The sequence below is a fragment of the Streptomyces sp. NPDC057287 genome (assembly GCF_042667905.1).
In the GTDB taxonomy this organism is placed as follows: domain Bacteria; phylum Actinomycetota; class Actinomycetes; order Streptomycetales; family Streptomycetaceae; genus Streptomyces.
The window spans coordinates 254639-278655 of the sequence record NZ_JBHUYV010000005.1; the positions used below are offsets into that span (position 1 = coordinate 254639).

23 protein-coding genes and 1 pseudogene are annotated in these 24017 nt (G+C 69.0%); 8 read left to right on the forward strand and 16 right to left on the reverse strand.

Features of this window, described 5'->3' with window-relative positions; translation table 11 throughout:
- Positions 1–8 precede the first annotated feature (8 nt).
- On the reverse strand, positions 9–416 hold the full coding sequence (locus tag ACFUNE_RS11885) for a PPOX class F420-dependent oxidoreductase (RefSeq protein WP_383565347.1): 408 nt from the start codon (positions 414–416) through the stop codon (positions 9–11).
- A 201-nt stretch (positions 417–617) separates the two neighbouring features.
- Positions 618–1289, reverse strand: coding sequence for a class I SAM-dependent methyltransferase (locus tag ACFUNE_RS11890; protein ID WP_383565349.1), 672 nt, complete (start codon positions 1287–1289; stop codon positions 618–620).
- A 526-nt stretch (positions 1290–1815) separates the two neighbouring features.
- Between ACFUNE_RS11890 and ACFUNE_RS11895 the strand changes: the two genes are divergently transcribed.
- A complete protein-coding gene (locus ACFUNE_RS11895; RefSeq protein WP_383565722.1) occupies positions 1816–2490 on the forward strand; it encodes a hypothetical protein in 675 nt (224 codons plus the stop codon).
- A 528-nt stretch (positions 2491–3018) separates the two neighbouring features.
- Here ACFUNE_RS11895 and ACFUNE_RS11900 read toward each other — a convergent pair.
- The 6 genes from ACFUNE_RS11900 to ACFUNE_RS11925 all read right to left on the reverse strand — a co-directional run bounded on the left by ACFUNE_RS11900 (position 3019) and on the right by ACFUNE_RS11925 (position 12145).
- Complete coding sequence (locus ACFUNE_RS11900; RefSeq protein WP_383565351.1) at positions 3019–4242, reverse strand: acyl-CoA dehydrogenase family protein; 1224 nt, start codon at positions 4240–4242, stop codon at positions 3019–3021.
- 116 nt (positions 4243–4358) lie between these two features.
- Entirely contained in the window at positions 4359–4910 is a 552-nt protein-coding gene (locus ACFUNE_RS11905) for a nuclear transport factor 2 family protein (RefSeq protein WP_383565353.1), read from the reverse strand.
- A 124-nt stretch (positions 4911–5034) separates the two neighbouring features.
- Positions 5035–7272 carry a CocE/NonD family hydrolase gene (locus tag ACFUNE_RS11910; protein ID WP_383565355.1) on the reverse strand — a complete coding sequence of 746 codons (2238 nt, stop codon included), beginning with the start codon at positions 7270–7272 and terminating at the stop codon, positions 5035–5037.
- A gap of 1284 nt (positions 7273–8556) precedes the next feature.
- A complete protein-coding gene (locus ACFUNE_RS11915) occupies positions 8557–8997 on the reverse strand; it encodes a hypothetical protein (protein WP_383565357.1) in 441 nt (146 codons plus the stop codon).
- Positions 8998–9660: 663 nt separating this feature from the next.
- Complete coding sequence (locus ACFUNE_RS11920; RefSeq protein ID WP_383565359.1) at positions 9661–10836, reverse strand: spore photoproduct lyase family protein; 1176 nt, start codon at positions 10834–10836, stop codon at positions 9661–9663.
- 661 nt (positions 10837–11497) lie between these two features.
- On the reverse strand, positions 11498–12145 hold the full coding sequence (locus tag ACFUNE_RS11925; RefSeq protein WP_383565361.1) for a TetR family transcriptional regulator: 648 nt from the start codon (positions 12143–12145) through the stop codon (positions 11498–11500).
- Between the two features lie 267 nt (positions 12146–12412).
- On the opposite strand from ACFUNE_RS11925, the gene ACFUNE_RS11930 reads away from it, so the two are divergent.
- The 3 genes from ACFUNE_RS11930 (at position 12413) to ACFUNE_RS11940 (ending at position 14318) form a co-directional block, all read left to right on the forward strand.
- Entirely contained in the window at positions 12413–12679 is a 267-nt protein-coding gene (locus tag ACFUNE_RS11930) for a hypothetical protein (protein ID WP_383565363.1), read from the forward strand.
- Between the two features lie 79 nt (positions 12680–12758).
- Positions 12759–12905 (forward strand): hypothetical protein, encoded by a 147-nt coding sequence (locus ACFUNE_RS11935; protein WP_383565365.1) that lies wholly within the window; start codon positions 12759–12761, stop codon positions 12903–12905.
- A gap of 21 nt (positions 12906–12926) precedes the next feature.
- On the forward strand, positions 12927–14318 hold the full coding sequence (locus ACFUNE_RS11940) for a lipase family protein (RefSeq protein ID WP_383565367.1): 1392 nt from the start codon (positions 12927–12929) through the stop codon (positions 14316–14318).
- A gap of 145 nt (positions 14319–14463) precedes the next feature.
- Here the strand turns inward: ACFUNE_RS11940 and ACFUNE_RS11945 are convergent, their stop codons facing one another.
- From ACFUNE_RS11945 to ACFUNE_RS11960, 4 genes are all read right to left on the reverse strand, one after another.
- Entirely contained in the window at positions 14464–14907 is a 444-nt protein-coding gene (locus ACFUNE_RS11945; RefSeq protein WP_383565369.1) for a hypothetical protein, read from the reverse strand.
- 334 nt (positions 14908–15241) lie between these two features.
- Positions 15242–15766: an MOSC domain-containing protein gene (locus ACFUNE_RS11950; protein ID WP_383565371.1), complete on the reverse strand. Its 525-nt coding sequence runs from the start codon at positions 15764–15766 to the stop codon at positions 15242–15244.
- A 20-nt stretch (positions 15767–15786) separates the two neighbouring features.
- Complete coding sequence (locus tag ACFUNE_RS11955) at positions 15787–16332, reverse strand: Clp protease N-terminal domain-containing protein (protein WP_383565373.1); 546 nt, start codon at positions 16330–16332, stop codon at positions 15787–15789.
- 2 nt (positions 16333–16334) lie between these two features.
- Positions 16335–16577, reverse strand: coding sequence for a hypothetical protein (locus ACFUNE_RS11960; RefSeq protein WP_383565375.1), 243 nt, complete (start codon positions 16575–16577; stop codon positions 16335–16337).
- Between the two features lie 307 nt (positions 16578–16884).
- Here ACFUNE_RS11960 and ACFUNE_RS11965 point away from each other — a divergent pair, with 307 nt between their 5' ends.
- Positions 16885–17706: a maleylpyruvate isomerase family mycothiol-dependent enzyme gene (locus ACFUNE_RS11965; protein ID WP_383565377.1), complete on the forward strand. Its 822-nt coding sequence runs from the start codon at positions 16885–16887 to the stop codon at positions 17704–17706.
- A 274-nt stretch (positions 17707–17980) separates the two neighbouring features.
- On the opposite strand, the gene ACFUNE_RS11970 is transcribed toward ACFUNE_RS11965, so the two are convergent.
- The 3 genes from ACFUNE_RS11970 to ACFUNE_RS11980 all read right to left on the reverse strand — a co-directional run bounded on the left by ACFUNE_RS11970 (position 17981) and on the right by ACFUNE_RS11980 (position 20762).
- Positions 17981–18712 (reverse strand): alpha/beta hydrolase, encoded by a 732-nt coding sequence (locus tag ACFUNE_RS11970; RefSeq protein WP_383565379.1) that lies wholly within the window; start codon positions 18710–18712, stop codon positions 17981–17983.
- 252 nt (positions 18713–18964) lie between these two features.
- Positions 18965–19519 carry a GNAT family N-acetyltransferase gene (locus ACFUNE_RS11975; protein WP_383565381.1) on the reverse strand — a complete coding sequence of 185 codons (555 nt, stop codon included), beginning with the start codon at positions 19517–19519 and terminating at the stop codon, positions 18965–18967.
- 40 nt (positions 19520–19559) lie between these two features.
- On the reverse strand, positions 19560–20762 hold the full coding sequence (locus ACFUNE_RS11980) for an MFS transporter (protein WP_383565383.1): 1203 nt from the start codon (positions 20760–20762) through the stop codon (positions 19560–19562).
- A gap of 383 nt (positions 20763–21145) precedes the next feature.
- Between ACFUNE_RS11980 and ACFUNE_RS11985 the strand changes: the two genes are divergently transcribed.
- Positions 21146–21349: a cold-shock protein gene (locus ACFUNE_RS11985; protein ID WP_010982331.1), complete on the forward strand. Its 204-nt coding sequence runs from the start codon at positions 21146–21148 to the stop codon at positions 21347–21349.
- Between the two features lie 246 nt (positions 21350–21595).
- On the forward strand, positions 21596–21982 hold the full coding sequence (locus ACFUNE_RS11990) for a hypothetical protein (protein WP_383565386.1): 387 nt from the start codon (positions 21596–21598) through the stop codon (positions 21980–21982).
- Between the two features lie 214 nt (positions 21983–22196).
- Here ACFUNE_RS11990 and ACFUNE_RS11995 read toward each other — a convergent pair.
- Positions 22197–22775, reverse strand: a pseudogene (locus ACFUNE_RS11995) (transcriptional regulator); the annotation flags it as partial.
- Positions 22776–23196: 421 nt separating this feature from the next.
- On the opposite strand from ACFUNE_RS11995, the gene ACFUNE_RS12000 reads away from it, so the two are divergent.
- Complete coding sequence (locus ACFUNE_RS12000; protein WP_383565388.1) at positions 23197–24012, forward strand: phosphotransferase; 816 nt, start codon at positions 23197–23199, stop codon at positions 24010–24012.
- Positions 24013–24017 lie beyond the last annotated feature (5 nt).

Below are 24017 nucleotides of genomic sequence, written 5' to 3' on the forward strand. Positions count from 1 at the left end.
GGCGCGCGTCAGATCGACCCGACGACCTTGCGCGGGGTGAGGCGGACGACGACACGGTCGGCGTCGTCCTTCGACGCCGGATTGAAGTCCGCGTACTCCTTACCCGTGTACTTGCGTGACAGCGCGTCGATCAGCTCCTGTCCGCCCTCGGTGGTCAGCGTGGCCGAGCCACGGACCTCGGCGTAGGTGTACGGCGCGTTCGGAGGATTGATCATGACGGTGATCCGCGGGTCGATGCGCAGGTTCCTCTCCTTGCGGCGCCCGACGGTCGTGGAGAACAGCAGGTCGTCCCCGTCCCGGGCGAGCCAGGTGATCGACAGCTGCGGGCTGCCGTCCGGCTGGATCGTGGCCACGGTCGCGAAGACCGGGCTGTCGTCGATGAGCTTCTTCAGGTCGTCGGAGAGTTCGGCGGACATGGAGTGGGTTCCTTCCCTCGCGTGCCTACGATCCCCGGGCCGACTGCCCGTCAGCTGAGATCGGAAACGGACAGCTTTCAAAATAGTGCGTCTTCCGGTCAGATCCGGGGAGGCCCAGCCTCGCGTGGGGCCACAGGTCGGACACCACTGATTCGGGACGGTCCACGGCTCGCGCACCCGGCACTGACGGAAAGCGGCTGCTCATGCCCGTGCGAGTCGTGTCGCGGAAAGATAGATCCGCCGCGTGCTGATTTCGTCGGCGTACGCCTCCCGGACCGTGACGTCATCGACCTGGAACGCGGCGGCCTCGGCTGCACGGCAGAGTTCCTGCGCGGTGAACTCAGCCCAGTAGACCCGGTGATCGGTGCCCAGTGGATCGCCCACGACTCCGTCGCTGGTCCCTTCCTTCGCCACGATCAGGAGCTGGCCGCCCAGGCGGATGGCCTCACCCCACGCGGCCAGCGTGCTGGGCAACTCCCTCTTGGGCCGGTCATGGAGCGAGTAGTACGAGACCAAACCGTCCAGCAGACCGCCTTGCACGGCTCGCCCGACGTCCTGCTGATCCCTCACCTCGAACTGGCACTCGGGCTCCTCGCGGCGGGCCAACTCGATGCAGCGCGGTGACAGATCGATACCCAGCACATCGAGCCCGCGCTCGACAAGCATGGCCGTCACCTTGCCGCAAGGGCCACAACCGACGTCGCAGACCCTGCCCCCACCGCCGACCCGCCCGGCGAACTCGGCCAGGACCGCCCGGTCGAAGGGCTTGCTGTCCCACTCGTGCCGGAAGAGCTGAAGGTAGAGGTCGGCACGCGCGTCCCAGCTCCGCGCGACATCGAAAACGCTGCCGGGCTCCGACGCAGAATCGTTCACCGGAAGCCACCAAGACGTTCGGCCACCGGCAGGGCCTCGATATCGATCTTCCCTGTCCTCCACCGATGTCCGCGACCACCTCGGGCCGCCGGGCCATGGGGTGCGGTGCGGGTGCCACTGCCCCATGTTGTGCGGTGCGGCGCGGGTGCCACCGCCCAGTGCTGTGCAGGGCCGATGATAGAGGCACGTCAGCCTCGACGAGCGACCTGCCACTGGCCTGGCTCCGACACGTCTTTGCCGCGGGCACGCTCCAGCTCGGCGCCGTCGCGTGATGTCTCGCAGCCGTCAGAAGCACACCTCGCAGGCTCCCGCCGCCGAGCCCCGCGGCGAGGTCGGCGAACTGGCGGACCGGTCGTCACACTCATGGCCCCTGAGCTTCCATCGCTGAATCCAGAGCCGTTTCTTGGAACCGATTCGCTGAGACAGAACCCGGACAGTCACGCAATGATTTCAAGATCGCCTCGGCCCTAGTGTCGTAGGTGTCAGCAGGAAGTGCCGCAATCCACCACAGCAGCTGGAGATCATGATGCGCTCGCGTCTCGTCGCCCGTTCCACCCGTCTCGTACTGGCCGCCGCAACGGTGACAGCCCTCGCCGCCACCGCGACCGCGTGCGGACCCGAAGACACCGCGGACACGGGCAGCTCCGCGGCTCCTTCCACCACCGCCCCTTCGGCCGGCAGCAGCAGCGACACCCCCTCCGCCAGCGGCACCAAGTCCAGTGGATCGGATGCCAGCAGCACCAGCGCCAAGAGCGACTCCGGCGACAGCGGCAGCGGCAGCAAGAGCGGCTACGGACAGTCCTGCGGCACCAACGACCTGGACTTCACGGTCACCGCGGAGTCCCAGGCCGGCGGATACTACCTGGTCACCGCCAAGGCCAAGTCCGGCATCACCTGCTACCTGGACGTCAACACCCCGAGCGTCTCCTTCGGCTCCGGCGCCGACGGCGTCGCCTCACCCGTCGGACAGGGCGGCGAAGATCCCATCAAGCTGACCGGTTCCGCCGTCGCGTACACCGGCATCAACCCCAAGACCACGGAGAGCGACGGCGGCAAGGAGTTCGAGAACGTCATCATCGCCACCACGGAGGACGACCCCGACCCCGCCGAGCTCGCACTCCCCGACACGGCCACCGTCGACAAGCCCATCGTCACCAACTGGTCCACCAACCGCAACGAGACCGTCCCCCGCATCATCTGACGAACCGCCCCCCCCCATGCCCGGAAGACGCAATATCCGCGGTGTCTCCCCGCCCCGCGTGCGTCTACCGCACCGGACGGCGCACGTCCTGGACGGGGACGTCGCCCGCGTCTCCCTCCTGAAGCACACCTACCTCGTCTGCCTGGGCCGGTTCAGTTCGCCGCCCGCACCGCCGCGCGAGGGCACACGACCCCAGCGTGACCCGCCGACCTGTCCGCCCCGACGAGGACGAGAACACAGAACATGAGCAGCCGCGAGGCTACGCGCGGCTCGGCGGGCGATCTTGTCGCCGACGGGGTTTTCATGAACCCGCCAGCCTCAAGCCGGGTTGCACTTCCAGGTTCGGGGGCGTCGGTCTCGACAGACCCGAGAGGAACGGCCATGAGGACGCTGACACTGGCAAGGACACCCCCCAGGTACCGGACGTGCCGGCCCAGCGACCGCCCGCACGATGTCCGTCTCCGGCTTCTCCGGCGCGGTGAGCTCGGCCGGGGGCCCCGGAGCGGTCAACGGTGCGGGCGGCGTCTCTCATGACTTGCGTTCGAGGACGCTCGTGAACGTCGGTGCGGGGGTGATTCCGCAGAGATCCCGTCCGATGTTCTCCATCCAGGTGTCGATGGTGTGGGCGGCGTGCAAGCTGCCGGCGCGGAGGTTCCGGGCAATCAGTTGGAGAGGACTCCGCTTGGTGATCCCGGATGCCCCGGAGGCGTGGAAGAGCGTTTCGACTGCGGAGGCGCAGGCGTCCCAGACGTAGGCGGCGTCGGTGTGGAACTGGAGAACCTGACTGTCCGTGGGGTTCACGGCCAGGCGCTCGCATTCGTCCAACGCGCTGACCGCGGCGTCGGCCACCAGGCCCGCGGCACGGATCTGGCTGTGTGCCCGCCCGACGGTGAGGTGGGTGATGGGAGCGATGGCCTGGCTCGCGTACGGCGAGTAGGGGATGGTCCGTTTCCCCAGCGCGCCGAGGAAGATCTCCATCGCGTTTTCGGCCATGCCCAGGGCGGTGCCCGTGCCCGTCACCAGTGAACGGGCGAGCCCTCCGCGCCGCGGCCCGAGGCCCTCGCTGGTGAGCTCCTCGATCCGCGACGCGAGCAGGGCGGGAGTGCTGAACCGCGTGTCGGGTACGAAGAGCTCGCCGTCGGTCGCCACGGTCTGGCTGCCGGTGGCGGCGAGTCCCATGGAATCCCAGTCGTCGAGCGCAACGAGCGAATCCTTCGGAACGAGGACCATGCCGACCTTCGTGTCGTCGTCCGGGTCGTAGAAGACGGCGAGATAGCCGTGGGAGGCGTGGACGCTGCCGGTGGCGAAGGGCCACTTCCCTTCGACCATCCAGCCGCCGTCGACCCGCCGTGCGGTGCCCGACATCCGTCGGCTCGTGCCTCCCAGCGCGAAGGTGCGGTTCCCCACCCAGGGAGAGACGTACACCGGGGCCATCACTTCGTCGGGGAAGGAGAAGCTCCACAGATTCCCCCCTGCCGCCGCCCAGACCACCCACGAGGTCGCCCCGCATCCCGACCCGAGAGCGCGATAGATGTCGTGCAGCTCCCGCGTCGTGAAATCCGCGCCGCCGTAACGCTTCGGCGTGGTCAGGTCGAAGACACCGGCCGCGTCGAGGGCTTCGATGCTCTCCTGGGGGATGCGGCGCTGCCGCTCCGCCTCCGGCTGCTGCCCGCGAAGCCAGGGCCGGAGCTTCTCGATCCGTTCGACCATCTCCTGAGCTTGCGGCTGACGCCCGTTCGCACTGCTGTCCATAGCCATGGCCCTCGCGACTTTCTCGTGATTCGTGTCCGTAGCCGCCGGATGTGCCCGGCGTCGAGTTGCCGCTCGTGACGCGGCGGTCTGCTCCTGCGGCGGTGGCCGGGAGCAGGTCAGGAGGGCCAGTTGTCGTCCGGGACCGGCACTGCGTCGAATCCGGCGACCGGACGGAGGGAGGGGTCCGAGCCATCGCGGCGGCCAACCGACGCGTCGGGGTGGTCGTCGAACCAGCCGTCTGCGGGATACTTGTGCATCCAGTCGACGAGCAGCTGGCGGCGTGCGATCAGCCACGTCCCGTCGCGGCGCTCGAAGCGGTCGAGATAGCGGGCCCAGAGCTTGACCGTCTCACCCTTCCACTGGTGGACCTCGGAGCCTTGGTGGTCGGCCTGGAGATAGGTCTCGACGTGGGCGATGTCGGGGCCGTTGAACTCGATGAGGCTGTTCCCCAGGGAGTGCATGGTCCGTACGAAGCGCGGCATCTCCCCCGTCAGGAAGTCGATGAATCCGGACACGGGGCCGATGTGGAGGCTTGCCGGGAACTGGACCCAGGCGTCCTCGTGGAAGACGCTGCGCACCAGGTCCATGTCCACCCTGTCCAGGCCGCGGCAGTAGCGCAGCAGGGCGTCGTGGATGTGAGCTCGGGAGCTCAGTTCGTCGATGTTCATGGTCGTCCCCTCGCTGAGGATGAATGCCTGGCAATGGAAGAGGGCAGAACTGGGCTGCCCGGAGCGGCGGCAGTGGCAAGGCGGCTGGTCGTACGCCGGATCGCCGCGGTGTACGCGGCCGTTCTCAGGACTCGCGGGCGGGAAGAACGGGAAGCTGTACGTAGCTCGGGTGGTTCGGGCCCGTGTGGATCGTGTTCAGGGCGCCGTCGTGATAGCTCGGGTCGTAGGCGTGGCGCATTCCGTGTCCGACGCCCGTGTAGGGCTGGATGTCCACGCGGATGCGATGCCCCTTCCGCACCAGCCCGGTGTTGGGGATGATCTCGATCTCCACCGGCACGATCTCGCCGTCCCGGAGCGGGGCGTGGTCGTCGCGCAGGTGAGTGTGCTTGGGCCGGTAGTCGGTGGACCGCCCGGTGTCCAGGACGCGGTGCGACGCCTTGAGCCATCCCTTGGCCAGTGGGTAGAACCGGGTGGAGATGCCGGGGATCAGAGCCGGCCCGCAGTAGTCGACCTCGCGGTTCTGCGCATCCAGCACCCGCACGGCCACGTAGATGTCCATGTCCTCGCTCGTGCTGGCGATCCACAGCACCGCCTTGCTGTATCCGGCGAGCACGGTGTCCTCCTCCAGCGGCTCGCTGACGAAGGTGGCGCCGGGAGCGCACGGCGCACTGGCCTCGGAGCCCTCACCCCTCGGCGGCGGGATGTGGGGCAGGGTCGGATCCACCTCGGCGGAGTAGACGACGGAGCGGTCCTCCATGGGCAGCGTGCGCGCCAGGCGAAGGGCGCTGTCGCAGGGCAGGCCGGCGGCGCGATCGCCGGGCACGGCATCGAGGTACCAGCGCACGTACCGGGTGCGCGCGACCGGCCACTCGTGCTCCTCCAGAAGGTACGAGCCGCCGCGTCCGGTCCGGATCTCCAGGCGGACCGGCGGTCTGTCCATGATTCCGTTGTCGACGCCCTTGAGCCAGTGGTCGAAGAACGCCATGTGGTCCTCGACGGAGGCGGTCGAGTAGGACTTCAGGAACCAGTCCTCCCAGAAGTCGATCTTCTTGTTCGGTGTGGGGGTGTTCAGGTAGGTCTCGCTGCTGCCGAGCTGATGGAAGTTGCCGGGATGGGTGGTCGCGGCGACCGTCCACAGCGGCACGGTCACTTCGCTGAGGTCGGGGCTCATCAGGACCTCGGAGCGGGGTCCGAATATCGCTGAGACGTCGGAGTCCCTGAAGGGGTTGGCCCTCGCGATCTCAAGGAAGTCCTTCGCGTCGACGTCCCCACAGATCGCGGGGACGACGCCGAACCTGAACCACCCCGGGAAGAACTCCTCGTTGAGGATGCCTCCGGTGTACATGACCTCCTCGTAGAGGTCGGTGTCCGTGCCGATGGCGATCATGGCTTTGAGATGCGGTGGCTCGAGGCTGGCCACCGCGTGCTGGCTCACCGCGTAGTACGACATGCCCCACAGGCCGACATTGCCGTTCGACCAGGTCTGCGCCGCCGCCCATTCGATGGCGTCGTAGTACGCCTCCGCCTCGTCGATGCCCCAGATTCCCAGGGTCCCCGGGCTCTTGCCTGCGCCGGGACTGTCGACGCGCACAAGGGCGTAGCCGCGCGGGATCCAGGCTTCCGTGTTGATGCTTTCGTGGTTCTCGTACTCGTAACCGTCCGGGTTGCCGCGGAAGTACCGCTCCTCCATCTGGTCGTGGTGCTCGGCGTCCTGCTCACTCGCGACGGAGTGGTGGACGAACGCCCGCCCGTAGACACCGCAGTTCATGACGACGGGAACCGGTTCCGCGCTGTCCGGGCGGAAGACGTCCGCGTACACGAAGGAGCCGTTGCGCAACGGGATTCTCACGTCGCGAAAGCGCCGGATGCCAAGAACGTTGCGGCGTACCTCGTTGCGTGCGGCTGCAGGCGAGACGAGCTTTCGGGGCTCCGCGCCGGCGAAGACCTTCGCCCCGTTGAGGTCGTCGAGAAGTTCCGCGACCACCGCATCGTCGGTGAACGCCTGTACGGGGTCCGTGGGGCCTCCGGGCAGCGAGGCGAGACCGTAGCGGAAGTCGACGGGGCGGTCGCCCACCAGGGCGTGGACTTCCGGAGTGAGATGGATGCCGCAGTCCGCGTCGAGGTCCCGGTTCAGCGTCAGGAGGAAGCGCGCGATGTTCGTCAGTCCGGGGTCCGAGAGTTTGTCCGGGTTGCCGTCGACTCGCGCGACGATGTGGGCGAGGGTGAGCCGCTTCGTCCCGCGTGCCGCGCCGATCAGCACCGCGCCGACCGAGAAGACGACGACCTCACCGTCCCGGTATTCGAACGTGCCGTCGTCGTCCGTAGAGCCCGAACAGGTGGGGGTTTCGAAGCGCAGGCCCACGATGGGTCCTGCGAATGTTCCGCTGCGCAGCATGGTCTCCGCTTTCGGGATCGGGACGCTGAGAGGTCGTACGGCGCATCGGCCGCACCACGGGGGCATACCTGCCGGAGGCCGTGGTGGTGCCGGTGCCGCGGGACAGCTGAGGCAAGGGCCCGGCCTGTCCCGTGGTTCTACGGGATGCGGCGGGAGACGACAGCCTGACAGGCCGCTCGGGCCACCCGGGCTGCTCGGGCCACTCGGGCCGTCAGGCGCCGGGGCCTACTGCCGTAAAGCAGCGACGTGGTCGAATCGGGACAGCGCGGAGAGGGAAGCGCCCGGGGAGACACCGAGGCTTCAGAGCTGCGGTCATCGACTCGCTCCTTCTCACGTCACCCTCCCCGTCCTGTCGCTGTAACCGTCTCGCCGATGCGGGCGTGTTCCTCGAATGCCATCCGCCACCAGAGGTGACGGCCGACCGAGGTCCCGCAGGCCACCCCGCCCGCAGCGAGCAGCGGCGAGGGTGCGCACGTCGGCCGCTTCGGCCTCCGGCGCGGTGCCCCTGCCGAAGACACCGTGACGATGTCCGTGAGCTCGGCATTACTGCTTGGCACATCCAGAACACTAACTCAGGCCCTCAAAATGTCAACACTTCCTTCAGTGTCTTCCAGAAGGTCACTGCTCGCCACTGCCGCTGGCAGCCGCCGGGATCGCACCGATGAGCAAGGCTGTCGCCGCAAGCCCTTGAGCGGGCCATAAAATGTGCACAGTCTTCATGCCTGCACGACGGGTCCAAAAGGCAGGGCAGGCCGGGGCAGTTGGTAGCGAAGGCCGTCCCGGACCACAAGCGGGTCATGCCGGATCGCCGCCTGGGGCTCGCTCCGGGAGGCGCCGTCCGCAATGACCGTTGTCCCGGCCGCCATGGCGGGCGGGTCCGATTCTCGCCAGGCGTGGGCGTCCGCTTTGTTCCCGAGGTCGGTGCAGACCGAGGTGATCACAAGGCCGCTGTCCGCATTGATGATGACCTCCACGTGCACCGGGAGCCGATGGTTCCGGGAGGACGTGGCAACAGCCCGGTCGTGGACCGGGATCGGGCGGGCCACGATCCACAACCGTTCGATATCCCCGACGCGCCGCAGGCCGGCTCCATCGCGAGCAACGGCCGCAGGCCCCGGATGCCCCGACAGACGGCGGCCGGGAAGATCCCGAAGAGCGGGGCGAACCTCCGCCTCGTGAGGTTGACGAGATGGCAGGCCACCAGGAGGACCCGGCCCGCCGACGAGGCGAGTGTGCACCGACGAACTGCGGTCAGCGACGGCCTGCGGAAAGGACGATGAGGAACTGGCCGCCGCCCGCCTCGATGCCGGCGGTCACCGGCAGCCCAGGGGCCAGGCGGGAGAACCGGTCGACCAGCCAATCCGCCGCCTCTTGGGCGTCCCCCCTGTCCGGACAACGGCCCACCATCTCCCGGCCCCCCTTGCGCTCCAGCCTCTCGGCGACGGCGATCAGCGGTGCGGGGTCGGCCACGTACAGGTGGTCCGGCCAGGCGATGACCACCTTGACCGCACCCTTGCGGGTGTTGCACCCGCGGTGCGCGAGCCGCTCGACGAGCTTCGCCTTCCGGTCGGCGGTCCGGCTGTCAACACTGGGACCCCGCGGGTCGTTCACCGACATGTCGGGGTCGACCGGTTCGTCGCACACCCAGCACCGCCAGTTGTCCCGCTCTGCCACATCATCAAGAAGACTCACGTGAGCAAACTAGCCTGCCCAGCCACCACCGCGCGCACCAGGTCCTCGGCAACCAGACGAGCCGTGCCCCACTCCGTTCTCCGGCAACATGAAAATGATCAGGAAACAACGGCGACCCACCCGCTCCTCGGCTTCCGGGCGAAAACCACCACGGTCACCGCTCCCGGAATGAGCCGGACTCCCGGCATGCTCGGCAATCGGGCCGTGCTACCCGCCCCGGCGGCATCGCTGACAAGACCTCAGGCCCGCAGCGGTCCAGTTCGATGAAGGCATGGCCCGACGCTCCACGGAGCGCCGGGTCGACAGACGGGGTTCTCGCGCAGGCCTACGCCTCAGCAAACCTGGGAGGCCACTGATCTGCCCGCGCGCCGACTCGCCGGGGTGGCTCTCAATCCGTCCTCTTCGGAGGATGTCCTGCTGCGGCTGCTCGCCGACGGTCCGCCGGCCGTACAGATGGTGCTGTGCCGGGACCGGATCCTGCCCCCTCTGCCCGTTCACCTGGCTTCCCCCCTGAGCGGCACCGGCCATCGGCCCTGGGGCCGGGCGGCGAAGTCGCCCGAAGGCCGTGGCGGGCACGTGCCGTGCTCGTGCTCGTGCTCGTGCTCGTGCTCGTGCTCGTGCTCGTGCTCGTGCTCGTGCTCGTGCTCGTGCTCGTGCTCGTGCTCAGAAGGCGTACCGGACGCGCAGCCACGGTGTGTGCTTCGCCAGCAGTTGTTGGATCTGCGTCAATGACCGCCGTTTGATGTCCAGCGAGTAGCGGACGTTGAGGGCTCCGTTCTGCGAGCGCTTGGTCTCCTGGGCGGCGGGCTGCCACAGCACTTCCTCGGCGCGGGGATGCCAGCCCAGGTTGACCTCGTGGAGCGACTGGTTGTGGGTCAGCATGATGACCTCGGCCGCTGCCTGCTGCTTCACGCGTGCGGGAAGGACGTCGTCGAGGTGGGAAAGCAGGTCGGCCCAGTCCCGCTGCCATCCCGGGCGCAGGATGACGGGCGAGAGATTGAGGTGGACCTCGTAGCCGGCATCGAGGAAATCGGCCGCTGCGGCGATCCGCTGGGCGATCGGACTGGTCCGGATGTCCAGCAGCCGGGCGTCGTCCGGCGGCATGAGGGAGAACCGCACGCGGGTGCGCCCCTGGGGGTCGAGCCCGAGCAGGTCGGGGTTGACGAACTTCGTCGCGAAGGAAGCCTTCGCCGTCGGCAGGCCGCGGAAGGCGGCGATGAGATCCGCCGTGTTGTCGCAGACCAGGGCGTCGACCGAGCAGTCACCGTTCTCGCCGATGTCGTAGACCCATGCCTGGGGGTCGCATTGGTTGGGCTCCATCTTGGGGCCCTGGGCCATTGCGTGACGGCGGACGTGGGCCACGATCGCCTCGATGTTGGTGAACAGCGTGATGGGGTTGGCGAAGCCCTTGCGACGGGGAACATAGCAGTAGGCGCAGGCCATCGCGCACCCGTTGGAGGGGCCAGGAGCGATCCAGTCGGCCGACCTTCCGTTGGGACGCGTCTGAAGTGTGTGCTTCACCCCGAGGACGAGCGTCTCGGTCTTGATTCGGACCCAGCGGGCGATGTTGCCGTCGTTGCCGTGGAGGGAGGGGATACGCCAGTGACTCGCGACCTCGGTCACGCGCACTCCCGGCAGCCGGGCCATGATCTGTCGGCCGCGTGGGGAGTCGAGGGCAGCGGGCTCCGCGTAGACCTCCCGTACGTCGAGCATTCGGCGGGCCTCCGGGCTGTCCCGGAAGGCCGAGTGCCCGTCAGGCTCCGCCGCGATCTCCGACCACCCGAAGAGCGCTTGCTGCTCGGGCTCTTCCGACGCGGCTCCTATCGGCGGCTGGTTCACGTCCCTCTCCTCTCCACTGGTGTGTCAGGCCGTGGATCTCAGTCACGGCGGTCGCACTCCTGGTCCGGAAGGGCGTCGAGATCGCCGAGCCGGTCCGGCCCTGCACGCTGTCCGGTTCATCCACGCGTTTGCGTTCGCACCGGTCCCGAAGGCGGTGCAGGTGACAGTACCCGGCCGCAAAGGGGGCAGACGTCCGCACCGACTCGTGCGGACGGCGTGTACCGGACGATGGGCCGTTCTGCCTGCCGGACGCCACGACGAGAGAGTGTGCCGAGGGCGGCGCGTCCGCAACGGGAAGGATCTTGCCCAGGCACCGGCCCCCCACGGCCGCGGGAGCACCTCATCGACTCGGCCATATCCTGACCTGCGACAACACGATGGAGCACCTGGCCCGCCGAGGTCGGGGCGGGGCCGTGGACATGATGTCCCCACTCTTCGCGCAGGCAGGCCGTACGCGCGGACCTGTCCATTCACCGGCAAGCCAGGGCATCGCAGCACGCTCGGCCGGTGCATGGCGACGTCACCCAGGTTCACTCCGTCGGGGCCCGGTCCCGGAGCAGCCCGTAACAGCCGGGTTCCACACCTGGGGCAACGGGCAGGGCCGGACTTCTACCGGCTCCTCCGCGGCTGGCCACCCCAGGAGCGCCGAGGAGGGCTCCAGTCAGTAGGGAAGCCCCTCTGAGGCGGCGCGCAGGGCGACGAGGAGACACGTGGCGATCTCACTGCCCGCGGCTTCTGGATCCTCCGCGAACTGGCGGGCGAAGTCCTCCGCGGCCGCTCGTAGTGCACCGTTGAGAGTTGCGGCGTGCACTTTGATTCGCAGGTCGTCGGGGCTGCTGCCCGACCGTTCGGCGAGGAGTTGCGCCAGGACGGGAAGTGCGTCGTCATGGGCCTGGAGCCAGACGGTTCGCAGGGCCGGGTCGGTGGTGGTCATGCGGATCAGGTCGAGGATGGCCGGGGCCACGTCGGGCAGTTCGCCGGTCCGTAGGGATCTGGTGGTGAAGTCCAACAGGCTCGTGTCCGCCGGCCAGTGGCGCAGTTGGTCCACGGCCACATCGAGCCCTGCGGAGAGCAAGGGCAGGACGCAGCTCTCCTTGGTGGGGAAGTGACGCCACAGCGTGCGGGAAGAGATGCCGACGGCGCGGGCGATCTGCTCGCCCGTCGTGCCGGTGACGCCGTGCGCGGCGAACAGCCGGACAGCCTCGCCGGCGATCTCGAAGCGGAGTGCCGCCTTGCGCCGTTCGGCGAGCGACGGCTTGGCGTCGTCCCGGACTCCTCGTCCGCGTACCGCGGTTGCCGCCTGGTGCACCCTCGCCCCCTGGATCTCGTCCTTGCCGTCGCAGCATAGCGAGGCATTCGAAAATGGCTCATGCTGACGTCTTGTCTCTCAGTGACATGCAGACCTACTCTGCCGTAAGTGACCGGCGAGTAACAGCACTGCTGTGCACGGCAATTGGAGCACCCAGTCGCAAATCACGAGCTCAGGCACCACATCCGAGCACGATCGGGCACGCCTGGGCAGCTCGGACGGCTACACCGATCAAGACGGCGCCCCATCCCACTCAAGGAGCCGCTCATGCCCACTTCCAGCGACTGTGCGCCCGGCGTCGACAACGGCGGCAAGCACTCCGTCGACGTGACCTACCCCCGGCAGGCCGAGGCGACCGGGAGGGTGACCGTCGAAACCCACCACAACGTCACCTCCGAGGCGCGGACGGCGGACGGGCGCTGGGAGGTGGCCGTCGACCGGACCGACGACACCGGCCGGGTCGTGGAGCAGAAGTCCACCCGCGCACCGGCGGCGCGTCACCCGCGTGTCCAAGGGGCTCGGCGTCCTCACTGACACGAACACCCTGGTGAACAGCACCCGGCATCCCCTGAGCGGTGCTCCGATGGGCACCGTGTGCGACCTGTAGGGGCGCGTGCGGGGCCCGCGCGGCCCCTACGTCCTCGACGGTGCGCTGATCCCCGGCACGACCGGGGCGTGCCACCCCTCGACGACCATCGCCGTTGTGGCCGAACGGGCGATGGACGCCATCACCGCCCACGGCATCGACACCATCATCTGAACGACGGACGAGGAGCACACCATGAGCCGCAAGAGAATCCGTTCCCGTTCCACCCTCACTGTCGCGGCGACCGGCCGGGGCACCAGAGCGGGACTGCGCCTGCTGGCCGGCATCGTCGCCGCGGGCACGGCCGGCGCCTGCATGTCGGCGGTCCCGGCCACCGCCGCCGCGCCGGAACCCGTGGTCTCCCGCGGGGTGACCATCCCCGCGTTCTACACCCCGCCGTCCGAACTTCCGTCCACGAACGGAGCGTTGATACGTACCGAAGCGCTGCCGCTCGGCCTCGGCATCCCCGGACTCGACGGCCGTCCGATGCCCGGCACCGCGACCCGTCTGATGTACAAGTCGACCGACTCGGCCGGACAGCGCGTCGCCGTCACCGGCGCCTACATCGAGCCCTCGACCGCCTGGAAGGGCACCGGACCGCGTCCCCTGGTCGCGGTGGCCTCCGGCACCATGGGCCAGGGCGACCAGTGCGCGCCGTCGTTCGCCCTGCAGAACCCGCTCACCCTCAGCGGTGACACAGTGTCCGTGGGGTACGAGGCCCTGGCGATCTACCGGCTCCTCTCGACCGGGGCCGCGGTCGTCGTCACCGACTACGTCGGCCTCGGCGCCACCGACCGCCTGCACACCTACGTCAATCGCGTCGACCAGGCACATGCTCTGCTCGACGCCGCCCGGGCAGCCCGGGCCGTACCCGGAGCCTCGGTCACGGCGGCGTCCCGCACCGGCCTGTACGGCTACAGCCAGGGCGGCGGGGCCAGCGCCGCCGCCGCGGAACTGCAGTCCTCGTACGCCCCGGACGTCCTTCTGGCCGGAACCTACGCCGGCGCACCTCCGGCGGATCTGACCTCGGTCATGAAGGGGATAGACGGCAGTGCGCTCGCCGGTGCGCTGGCATGGTCCATCAGCGGCTTCGCCCAGGCGGACCCCGACCTGCGCGCGGTCGTCGACGCGAACATCAGCCCGACCGGCAAGGCGGCCCTGGCCGACGCGTCGACGATGTGTGTCGGCGACGCGCTCTTCGGCTACGGCTTCACCAAGAGCACCAAGTGGACCACCAGCGGCAAGTCCATCGGGGACATCATCGCCGCCGACCCCCTCGCGAAGGCCGCACTGGACAAGCAGCGCATCGGCCGGCTCAAGCCGACCGGGCCGGTACGTCTGGCGACGGGCGTCCAGGACGACATCGTGCCCCACACCCAAGCCCGGCAGCTGGCCGTTGACTGGTGCAAGAAGGGCGCCGACGTCACCTACGACGCCATCGTGCTCCCGAACCTGGGCGACAAGATCCTCACCAACCACCTCGTGCCGCTCATCACCGACCAGGGCGACGCCATCTCCTGGTTGACCGATCGCCTCTCCGGAAAGACGGCCACCTCCAACTGCTGGTCCATGCCCGTCCAGCTCTGAGTCCGTCCGTCCCGGGCAGCGGCGGTCCTCGGAGCACCACTCCGGGGACCGCCGCACGCTGCACGTCGCACACCGGGGACCGTCCGTCTGCACATCCCTGCCGCCAGGTCGACGGGCGCAGTCGCTCGGCCATGTCGCCGGCCTGTCAGTACCGAACCTCGTTGGCCTCGTACCCTTCGAGCCCCACCGCGACGAGGGCGGGCACAAGGCTGTGCAGGTACCAGGCCAGATCGGTGAACTCCGGTGCCGCCTGGATGCGCCGGCGGTTGATGGAGGGCACGAAGGAGACGTCCGTGCGGCCGGCCAGGAACATGAGCATGCCGCCCGTGTCCGCCGCCGGGTGGTGGACGTTGACCGCCACCGAGTGCGCGAGGTTCTCAAGGGCATCCAGCAGCTTCACCACTTCGCCGATGTCATCGGGAATGCCGTAGCGCCACTCGTACGTGTCATCGGCGTCGTTGATCATGTATTCGACGCGCCCGCAGGACACCTCTACGGACCACCCCGCACCGGCAAGGGCGTCCAGAATGACGCGCACGGAGGTCGGGCTTGTGAAGGTGAAGTCGATGTCGGCGTCTCGCGATCCCACGGAACCTCCGGGCGGCCTGAGTAGTGGCCCCGCATCCTCGCTCGGGGAGCGGAGGGTTGTCGATGCGGTTCCCGGGCCACCTCCCCCGGACGACCACGACAAGGGCACCCCTCGCCTCCTGCGACCCGCGGCCAGAGCAAGTCCTGGCTCTGCCCGGGCCGGACCGACGCCTCGCGAAGACACCGAAATCCGCCTCGTCCTGATCGACTTGCAGGCATGAGCACGCCCAGGCCCGCAGGGGCCGACACACGGCTCGCCTGCCCCCGGGGAAGTTCCCGGTCACCGGGCCGCCATCTCCGTGGCGGCACGGCTGCACCAACGTCCGAGGTGCACCTCAGACGCGCTCCAGCACGCGGTGCGGCAGGGCTGGGAGGTCCACCTCTACGGGGTCGTCGGCGCGGATGATCCCTGTCCGGCGGACAACGGCCATGACGCCGCACTTGAAGGTGAACTCGCCGGAGAGCGGGTCCAGGGCGAACATCTCGCCCAGGAGACCAGTCCGGAAGTCGTTGATCTTCGAGCACGGATTGCGCAGTCCGGTCACCTCGACCACAGCATCGGCTCCAAGCCGCAACAGCGACCCCGTGGGCAGGCCCAGAAGGTCCACACCGTGGGTGGTGATGTTCTCACCCAGCCCACCCGCGGGCACCTCGAACCCCTTCAGCGCGAGTTCCTGGAGGAGCTCCTCGTGCATCAGGTGGACCTGGCGAAGGTTGGGCAGGTCCGGCTCGTAGGTCATGCGGAACTGGTGACGGATCGTCTCACCGGCGTGGACATCCCCCTCCACACCGAGACCGGCGAGCAGGGTGATGGACGGGTGGTTGGGCTTGCTGAACGAGTACACGGCGTTGCGGCTCACAGCGGTGATCCGGCCCGCCTTCACGGCCCTTCCTGAGCAGCCTGGGCGAGGACGGCCTCGCGTAGGCCCGTGGGGTCGGCCTGGAGGGCGGCCAGGACCTGGAGGACGTGACCTTCAGGCACGGTCAGCAGACCGAGAAGGATGTGTTCGGTGCCGAACCTGTCGCGACCCAGCGCCTGTGCCTCGCCCAGGGTGTTCTCCAACGCCTTCCGGGCCTCGGGGGTGTAAGCGGGCCGGGGGAACTGGAAGGCACCGGGCCCGAAGGAGGTGTCGGCCTGGCGTTGGATCTCCGCGACGTCGATGCCGATCGACGACAACGCGTCCCTTGCGGGCTGCCCGCCCGCGGCGACCACCCCGGACGCCTCCAGAACACGTACGGTCTCCTGCCGCGCCCGCTCCAGGCCGACGTCGTGCTCGCGCAGCACACGTGCAGCCGTGCCGTCCTCCGCAGCGAGCAGACCGAGCAGAAGGTGCTCCGTGCCGATGAAGTCGTGCCCGAGGGTGATCGCCTCGTCCTGGGACGCCACGACGGCCCGCTTCCCTTGATCGGTGAAGAACTCGAACACTGCTACTCCTCCATACCCATGGCTTTGCGCCTGCCCGCGTGCTTCTCATGCACCGACTGCCTGCTGACGTTCAAGGACGTGGCGATGTTCTGCCACGACCATCCCTGCCGGCGTGCGTTGTCGACATGCAGCCGCTCCAGCTCTTCGAGGAGACGGCGCAGCGCGACAACGGCCTGCAGGCCGACAGCGGGGTCCTTGTCGGTGACCAGTCCGGCCAACGAGGCCGGGGTGTCATCAGCTCCCATGACTGTCAGGTTGCCCTGACAGGGCGGCAAGTGTCAAGGAACCCTGACACGAAGAGCGGTGGACAGCCCGGACCACGCCGGCTCGGCACTCCGCCGCACCCGCCCGGCCGGAGGCACTCGGCCGCCCGTCGAGTAGGCAATCGGAGACGGCGAGGGGCGGAGAAGATGCAGCGGGCCGCCCCAGCCTCTTGCCGGGAGGCCGGACGGACTGCTCTTGTGTACCCGCAGGTAACCGACGTGCGGGTACAGGCTCGGGAATCCGCCCGGCCGGACAGGCGCGGCTTGCGAGACATGGAAGGGGTTACCCGTGGAGTCAGCGGCGGGGCAGGACGTACGGGGCACGCTGCCCGAAGGGCTGGCCGATGCGATACGTACGACGGCCGAGGACATAGCAGAGCTGCTACGCGGTGCCCCGGGCACCGGAGGCCCTGTCCCACGGTCGACGTGGACGGTGGGAGAGGCCGCGGCGCACCTTGCACAGGCCAACGAGCTGATGGCCGACATCGCGGCCGGGCACCCGCGCAGCCACGGCGACGGCACCCCGCAGAGCCTGGCCGAGGCCAACACGCAGGCCCTCGCCGCGTTCGGGGAGCGCGAGGCGGAGCCCTTGGCGGCGATGATCGTGGAACAGGCGGTCGCCTACCTCGACGCGGCGGCGGAGCGTCCCGCCGATGAGACGCTCATGACGCCGCTGGGCCCGATGACCCGCGCGGTACTCGGCTCGTACCTCCTGACGCACATGCTGGGGCACGGCTACGACCTGGCCCGCGCCCTGAGGCGCCCGCACATGGTCGAGCCGGCACGGGCGGGACTGGCCCTGCCGTTCATCATCGAGGCCATGCCCCGGGTGACCGACGCGAAGTCCACGGCAGGTCTGACCGCCCGCTACGCGGTCCGACTCCGGGGCGGCGGCTGCTTCGGGGTGACGTTCGACGACGGCGCGGTGACGGCGGGCGGCAGGCTGCCGGACCGGCCGGACTGCACCATCTCCATCGAGCCGACGACCTTTCTTCTGATGGCCCTCGGCCGCTGCGCGCCGGCGGGCGCGATGGCCAGGGGCCGGGTCTTCGCCTGGGGCCGCAAGCCCTGGATCGGGCCGCGCTTCCCCGGGTACTTCAGAGCTCCGTGAGGCGGAACCCGGCCCCCGTGGAGCCCGGCACTCCCTTCGGGCTCCACGGGGCCCGACGCCAATTCGGTGAGGAAGGCCATCACCGCCACCACCACGCAGCCCGTAGCCGGCTGATCTGGCACCGCAGTACGGAGCCGGCCCAGCACAGCAGTTCCTCTTCGAATCCGGGCTCAGGTCCACTCCGCCGACCGGCACCGCCGCCGGCACCGCGGCACCGACAAGACCACGCCTGCAGGTATCAACTGCCGTCTGCGGCCGGTCCGACCGCCCGGCCTCACATCAGATGCCGGGTGAAGAACCGGGCTGCGGCGTCCCCCGCGAACTGCGGGACGCCGGTGTGACCGCCGAGATGGGCGTGCAGCGACTTCTCCTCGGAGCCGAAGGCGTCGAACAGGTCCAGGGCCGCCTGCCGGTCGTTCCCCTCGTCGTCCCACTGCAGCAGGACGTGCAGCGGAATGGTGACCTGCCGCGCCTGCTCGAACATGGCGCGAGGCACGAAACTCCCGGCGAACAGAACGGCGGCGCAGATTCGCGGCTCGACCACCGCCAGTCGGATGCCGATGGAGATCACCCCTCCCGAGTACCCGACCGGGCCACCGATCTCGGGCAGCAGAAGGAGCGCGTCCAGGGCGGCCTGCCATTCCGGGACGGCCAACGGGAGGATGAGGGCGTCGACGATCTCGTCGTTGACCGGATCGCCGGCCTCCATCGCCCGGCGCAGGTCGGAGCGGGCCTGCTCGACGACGGGCCAACGGGGCCGGTCTCCGCTTCCGGGGAGTTCGATGGTGGCCGTGGCGAAGCCGTCCGCCGCGGAGTCCAGGGCCCGGGCGACCAGCCGGGGGTACATCCTGCGCAGCCCGAGGGGAGGGTGGCCGAGCAGGATCAGGGGCACCGGCGCCGATGCGGGTGCGGATACGGGAGTCCACAGAATGCCGGGGATCTCACCGAGGGTGAATTCGCGTTCGAGGACGCCGTCGTCGAGGCGCTGCTCGGAGATGAAATGCATGATCGTGCCTTTCGGGAGTGCACTGGAACGGCGCTCCCGGACGACCTGCCTATCGTCCGACCGTGACCCCGGAGGGGAGCACCCATGTCGATACTGCGTTCACGGGTACCACCTCCTCGATCTCTCGCACGGCCTCCGGCACGGTAGCAGTGGTCTCCGTATTCCGCCCAGCGGTTTTTGCGGAGTCCTCGCGGCCGGCCGTCATCAGCTACGCCGGAACACACGCCGCCTGTGCCAGAGGCCTCAGCGACCTCATCGCAACGCGGAGGTCGTCAGCGAGCCCATCACGCCGAACCATTGCTCGGCACCGAACTCCTCGAACCGCTCCACTTCCGAGAACCCCAGCTTCATGGCGAGGCGCATGGAGCTCTTGTTCGCAGTCCGGGTGCAGAGCACCAGCGGCTCGCCGGGAAAGGTGCCGGCGAACCAGGTGAGTGCTGCCGCGCACGCCTCGGCAGCGTAACCATGGCCCCACGCCGTCGGCAGGAACATGTAACCGAGCTCAGCTTCCCCGGCATCCGGACGGACATGCCCTGGACGCTCCGCGTCGCGCCGATCGAAGTGGATCGTGCCGATCATCATTCCGTCGAGGTCCACCACGAAGACGCCCGGGCGCCGCCCAGGTATCTCAGGAACCGTGCGCTCGAGCTCATCGCGTGGTTGCGGCCCACCGAGGTAGGTGCGCACCTCCGCCGAAGCGAACAGCTCGACAAAGGCCCTGCGGTCCCGATTCTCGGACTGGCGGAGCGTAAGCCGTGCGGTCCTTACCGGGGTGGGCGGCCAGGCGGTGACCACGAGTTCAGTCATGACGGGCAACCTATCGTCGGCCCCTCGCAGAGTGCAGGGCCTACTTCGTGTGCGGCGATGGTGCGGTGGACGAGGCGCGACTGCCGAGGACGCGCATCGCGACGGCTCCGGCGAGAGGGCCGGGCGCAAGCAGGAGGAAGGCGTACTGCCAGTCGATGGCTTCGGCCAGGACGGGAGTGAGCTGGATGGTGATGACGGTGAGGGCGAAGCCGATCGCGGTCTGGGCGGTGAGGGCGGTTCCGACGTAGCGCTGGTCGGCGACTTCGCTGAGAGTGGTCGAGAAGACCCCGGAGTCCGCGATCACGGCGGCGCCCCACACCGCGCAGAAGGCCAGCAGCAGTGCGGGCGCGGAGTGGAAGAGGAGGGGGGAGAGCAGGCAGCACGCGCCGCTGACCAGGAGGGCTGCCAAGGCGGCGGGCGGGCGGCCGTAGCGGTCGGCACCCCAGCCACCGACCAGGCAGCCGATCGCGCCGCCGATTCCCATGGCGAGGAACACCGCGATCCCGACCGGGACGGGCAGCTCTTCGGCGGCTCCGGTGGCCTGGAGGAAGGTCGGAATCCAGGTCCACAGGGCGTAGAGCTCCCACATGTGGCCGAAGTAGCCGAGGTTGACCAGCCGCGGCTCGCGCTCGGTGAACATCGTGAGTGCGTACCGCGGGTTGCGGGCGGGAGCGGTCGGCCCCGCGTGGGGCCCGAGCCGGACGAGGAGCAAGGAGATGGCGGAACCCGACACGCCGGCAGCAGCCGCGACGAGCAGGACACCGCGCCAGGGCAGGGAACCGACCCCGGCGATGAGATGGGGCAGGGTGGAGCCGAGGGTCAGTGCGGCGATGAGAATGCCCATGGTGAGGCCTCGTCCGGAACGTTGTGCCCAGGAAGCCATGAGTTTCATGCCCACGGGGTAGACCCCGGCCAGAAAGACCCCGGTCAGGAAGCGCAGGGGGATGGCAAGGGCGAGCCCTTCGACGGATACGGCCAGCACGACGGTGCAAGCGGCTGCCGCAGCGGCGCTGACGGAGAGCAGACGTGGGGCTGGGACCTGGTCCGCCAGGTTCAGCGCGGTCGAGGTGAGCGCCCCTGCGACGAAACCGAACTGCACGGAGGCTGTCAGCCATACGGCTCCGCCGGCGGTCAGCCCCCACTCGCTCCGTAGACTCGGCACCACGGCCGACATGGAGAACCACACGGCGAGGCCGAGCACCTGCACGGTTGCGATCGCGCCGCGCTGCACACCGACGTTCACATTGGTTCCCTGCGTTGGTCGTCATTGCCCTGGCCCCCCGCGTGGTGGCCGCGACTCACCGCATCATCTCTGGGACCGGGTGCTGCATCTTGCCACGCGTCCCCGTCCTGCGGGGCGCAGCCCGTTTCCGAGGCGCGCGCGGCTCTGTGGCACTCTGCCGGCGTCCAACTCCCGGGAAACCTCGGCTTTGCCAGGTGAGCGTTGTGGCGATGCGGGCGCGGATGCCGGTGTAGCGTCAGCACCAGCAGTCATGGTTCCGAGGTACCGGTCGCCCGTGAGCGTTTTCATGGGCGATCTTACTGTTCACGTCCTGAGGGGCCAGGCGATCACCTCCGGCTTCCGCATGGTGCGGTAGCCGACTTCGAGTCCCCTTGGAGGACAAAATGGCCAGTGGAACCGTCAAGTGGTTCAACTCGGAAAAGGGCTTCGGCTTCATCGAGCAGGACGGCGGCGGCCCCGACGTCTTCGCCCACTACTCCAACATCGCCAGCTCCGGCTTCCGTGAGCTCCAGGAGGGCCAGAAGGTGAACTTCGACGTCACCCAGGGCCAGAAGGGCCCCCAGGCGGAGAACATCACCCCCGCCTGAGCCACCCGCCCCACAGCACCCGCCCCTCGATGCCTGCGGGGCGGGTGCCGCGCGTTCCGCCCCTCAACGGGTGGTGGCCGACCGGCGGACGCCCTCGTTCGCCAGGACTCCCCCGGACCTGCCTCAGCCGGTGGGCGACTCGCGGGCACAGGCACTCGCCGCGGCACCCGGACCGCCGGCGCCGCGGCGAGTGCCATGGGACATACGGAATCGCCTGCTCCAATGGAGCGGGGGTAAGCGGGCATCATGACACTGGCCCGCGCGCTGCCCGACAGTCCGACCGAATGGTGGCTCTACCTCGGTGTCCTTGCCCTCTACCTGCTCACCCGCTGGTGCTTGGCCTGGGGGCAGGCAAGGAAGGAACACCGCGAGCACCCTGTGCGCGCGGCATTCGACGACGAGGAGCCCGGTGAGTCCCATGCCGGGGCCGCCGCGACGGGGGCCTTCCGCTCCTACCGGCAGCTCCTGGGGTTCATCGGTGGCACGATCGTGATCGTCGCGGTCGCATCCCTGACCGAGGGCGGGCTGCAACTGACCTTGCTGTGCACCCTCGTTCCCGTGGTCGTCGTAGTGCTGGCCTACCTCGACTTCCGTCGAGCGCGGACGTACAGGCTCGAGCACGCGAGCACATGAGCTGTGCCGCTCTGCGGCCGATGCACACGTATCAGCACAAACTGAGGCCTTGACAGTAACTGACGTCCCGTCACTCTCGGTATTTCCCAGGGGATTCGAAGCCGATTCGCTTCCGGCCTCAGGGGTGTCCGAAGCAGGCGAGGCTCTCGATTCGGCAACGATCAGTGTCGCGCGGCTGTCAGCTCGCCCACGTCGTCCTCCGGTGGTGGGCCACTCAGCGCAGCGCCTGTACCCCTATGGCGGAGAGCAACTGCAACTTTTCGTAGCTTTCACTGCCGGGAACGGCAGTGTGGACGAGCAAGAGGTGCGACTGCTCCGGATCGAGCAGCGTCTGGCAGGTCAGCTCCCGTGCGCCCAGCTCGGGGTGGACGAAAGGCTTCACGTCGTCGGGCCGGATGCCGATCTCGTGGTCGGCCCACACCTGCCGAAACTCCTCGCTCCGAGCGAGTAGCAGGTCGGCGTATCCGGCCGCGCGGGAAGAAGGGCCCCGCAGCGTGGCCACCCCGCGCAGGCCCGAGACGAACATGCGGTTGAGGAAGGGACGGTCCTCAGGCGCGTAGAGCTGCCGCGTGGCGGGGTCGGTGAACCACCGGTAGCCGAGGCTGCGGGACGGGCCCCTGTAGCGGGCCAGGTCGCCGGTGAGCGCAACGCTGAGCGGGGTCTGTCGCAGCGTCTCTCCGAACTCGGTGACGATCTCCGCGGGAGTGTCGTGCAGGCGGTCGAGGATGCGCAGCAGCCCAGGGCCGACGTGCTCGCTGTCCGCGCCTCGTGGGGGCGGGGCCTGTCCGGCCAGCCAGTCCGCACCGCACAGCTTCCCGCCCTCTTCGCCGCTACCTCTCCCCACGGCGGCCGTGGCAGGTTCTATGGACCACGCGGTCTCGGGCGCCTGGGCGGCCCTCCCGGAGAGCAGAGGCTCTGTTCGCGTCTGCGCAGCGCCGAGGAGGCCCAGCGCATCTGGCGGGTCTCCGGAGAACTCACGAGGATTTCCTTCCCCGACAGCTGACAAGCTCGAGCGCTCCTCCGTCCGTGCCCGCCGCCTTCCCGACGGCGGCGTCCGGATGCCCCGCGGCCGCAACGGGCGGCCTCTGCGACGGGTCCCGCACGATGCGCCTCACGGTTCGACGCGGTCGCGACCCGCTCTCGCTTCGGCCCGCGTGTGACTGGGCACACCACAACAGGCCGCGTGGAGCCGGCCTGCAGGTAGCGTGATCGACATGATGGCTGACGACGAGCCGGTCCACGCAGAACCTCTGATCGGTGGCATGGTGAACGCGGGCGCAGTCTTCCGCTTGGGCTCTGTGGTGGAACGCCCCGCGCCGTGCACTGCGCGCTCCCTGCACGTCCACCTTCTCGCGCTGAAGGAGCGTGGCTTCGACGCTGCTCCCACGCCGGTCCGTCTCACCGAGGACGGCCGCGAGCAGCTGACTTTCATCCCCGGCGATGTCGCCCTGCCACCATTTCCGCGCTGGGTGATGACGAAGAGCGCGCTGAGAACGGTGGGAAGCCTGCTGCGACGCCTGCACGAGGCCAGTGCTGCCATCCCGATCGACACTCATGCCGCGTGGCCCCGGGACCTGGCCGACCCGGCCGGAGGAACGATGCTGTGCCACAACGACATCTGTCCGGACAACGTCGTCTTCCGCGACGGCCGAGCATTCGCCCTGATCGATTTCGACCTGGCAGCCCCGGGGCGCCCCCTCTGGGACCTCGCCATGACCGCCCGCTACTGGGCCCCCATGCTCGATCCTGCATCGGCCGACGCCAACTACCCGGCAGGCCTGGACGCACCCACACGACTGCGGGTCCTCGTCGACAGCTACGGCCTCTCACCGCAGGATCGGGCCGAACTGCCGGGCGTCATCGAGCAGGCCACCCAGGTGTGCCGGGACTTCGTCGCCCGGCGCGTGGCCGACAATGACCCGACCTACGTCCAGGCGCTGGCCGAGCGCGGTGGCTGGGAACGCTGGGACCGTGTGCAGGCCTGGCTGGTCACCCACCGTGAGACGTTCACGAACGCCCTGCTGCACTGACCCAC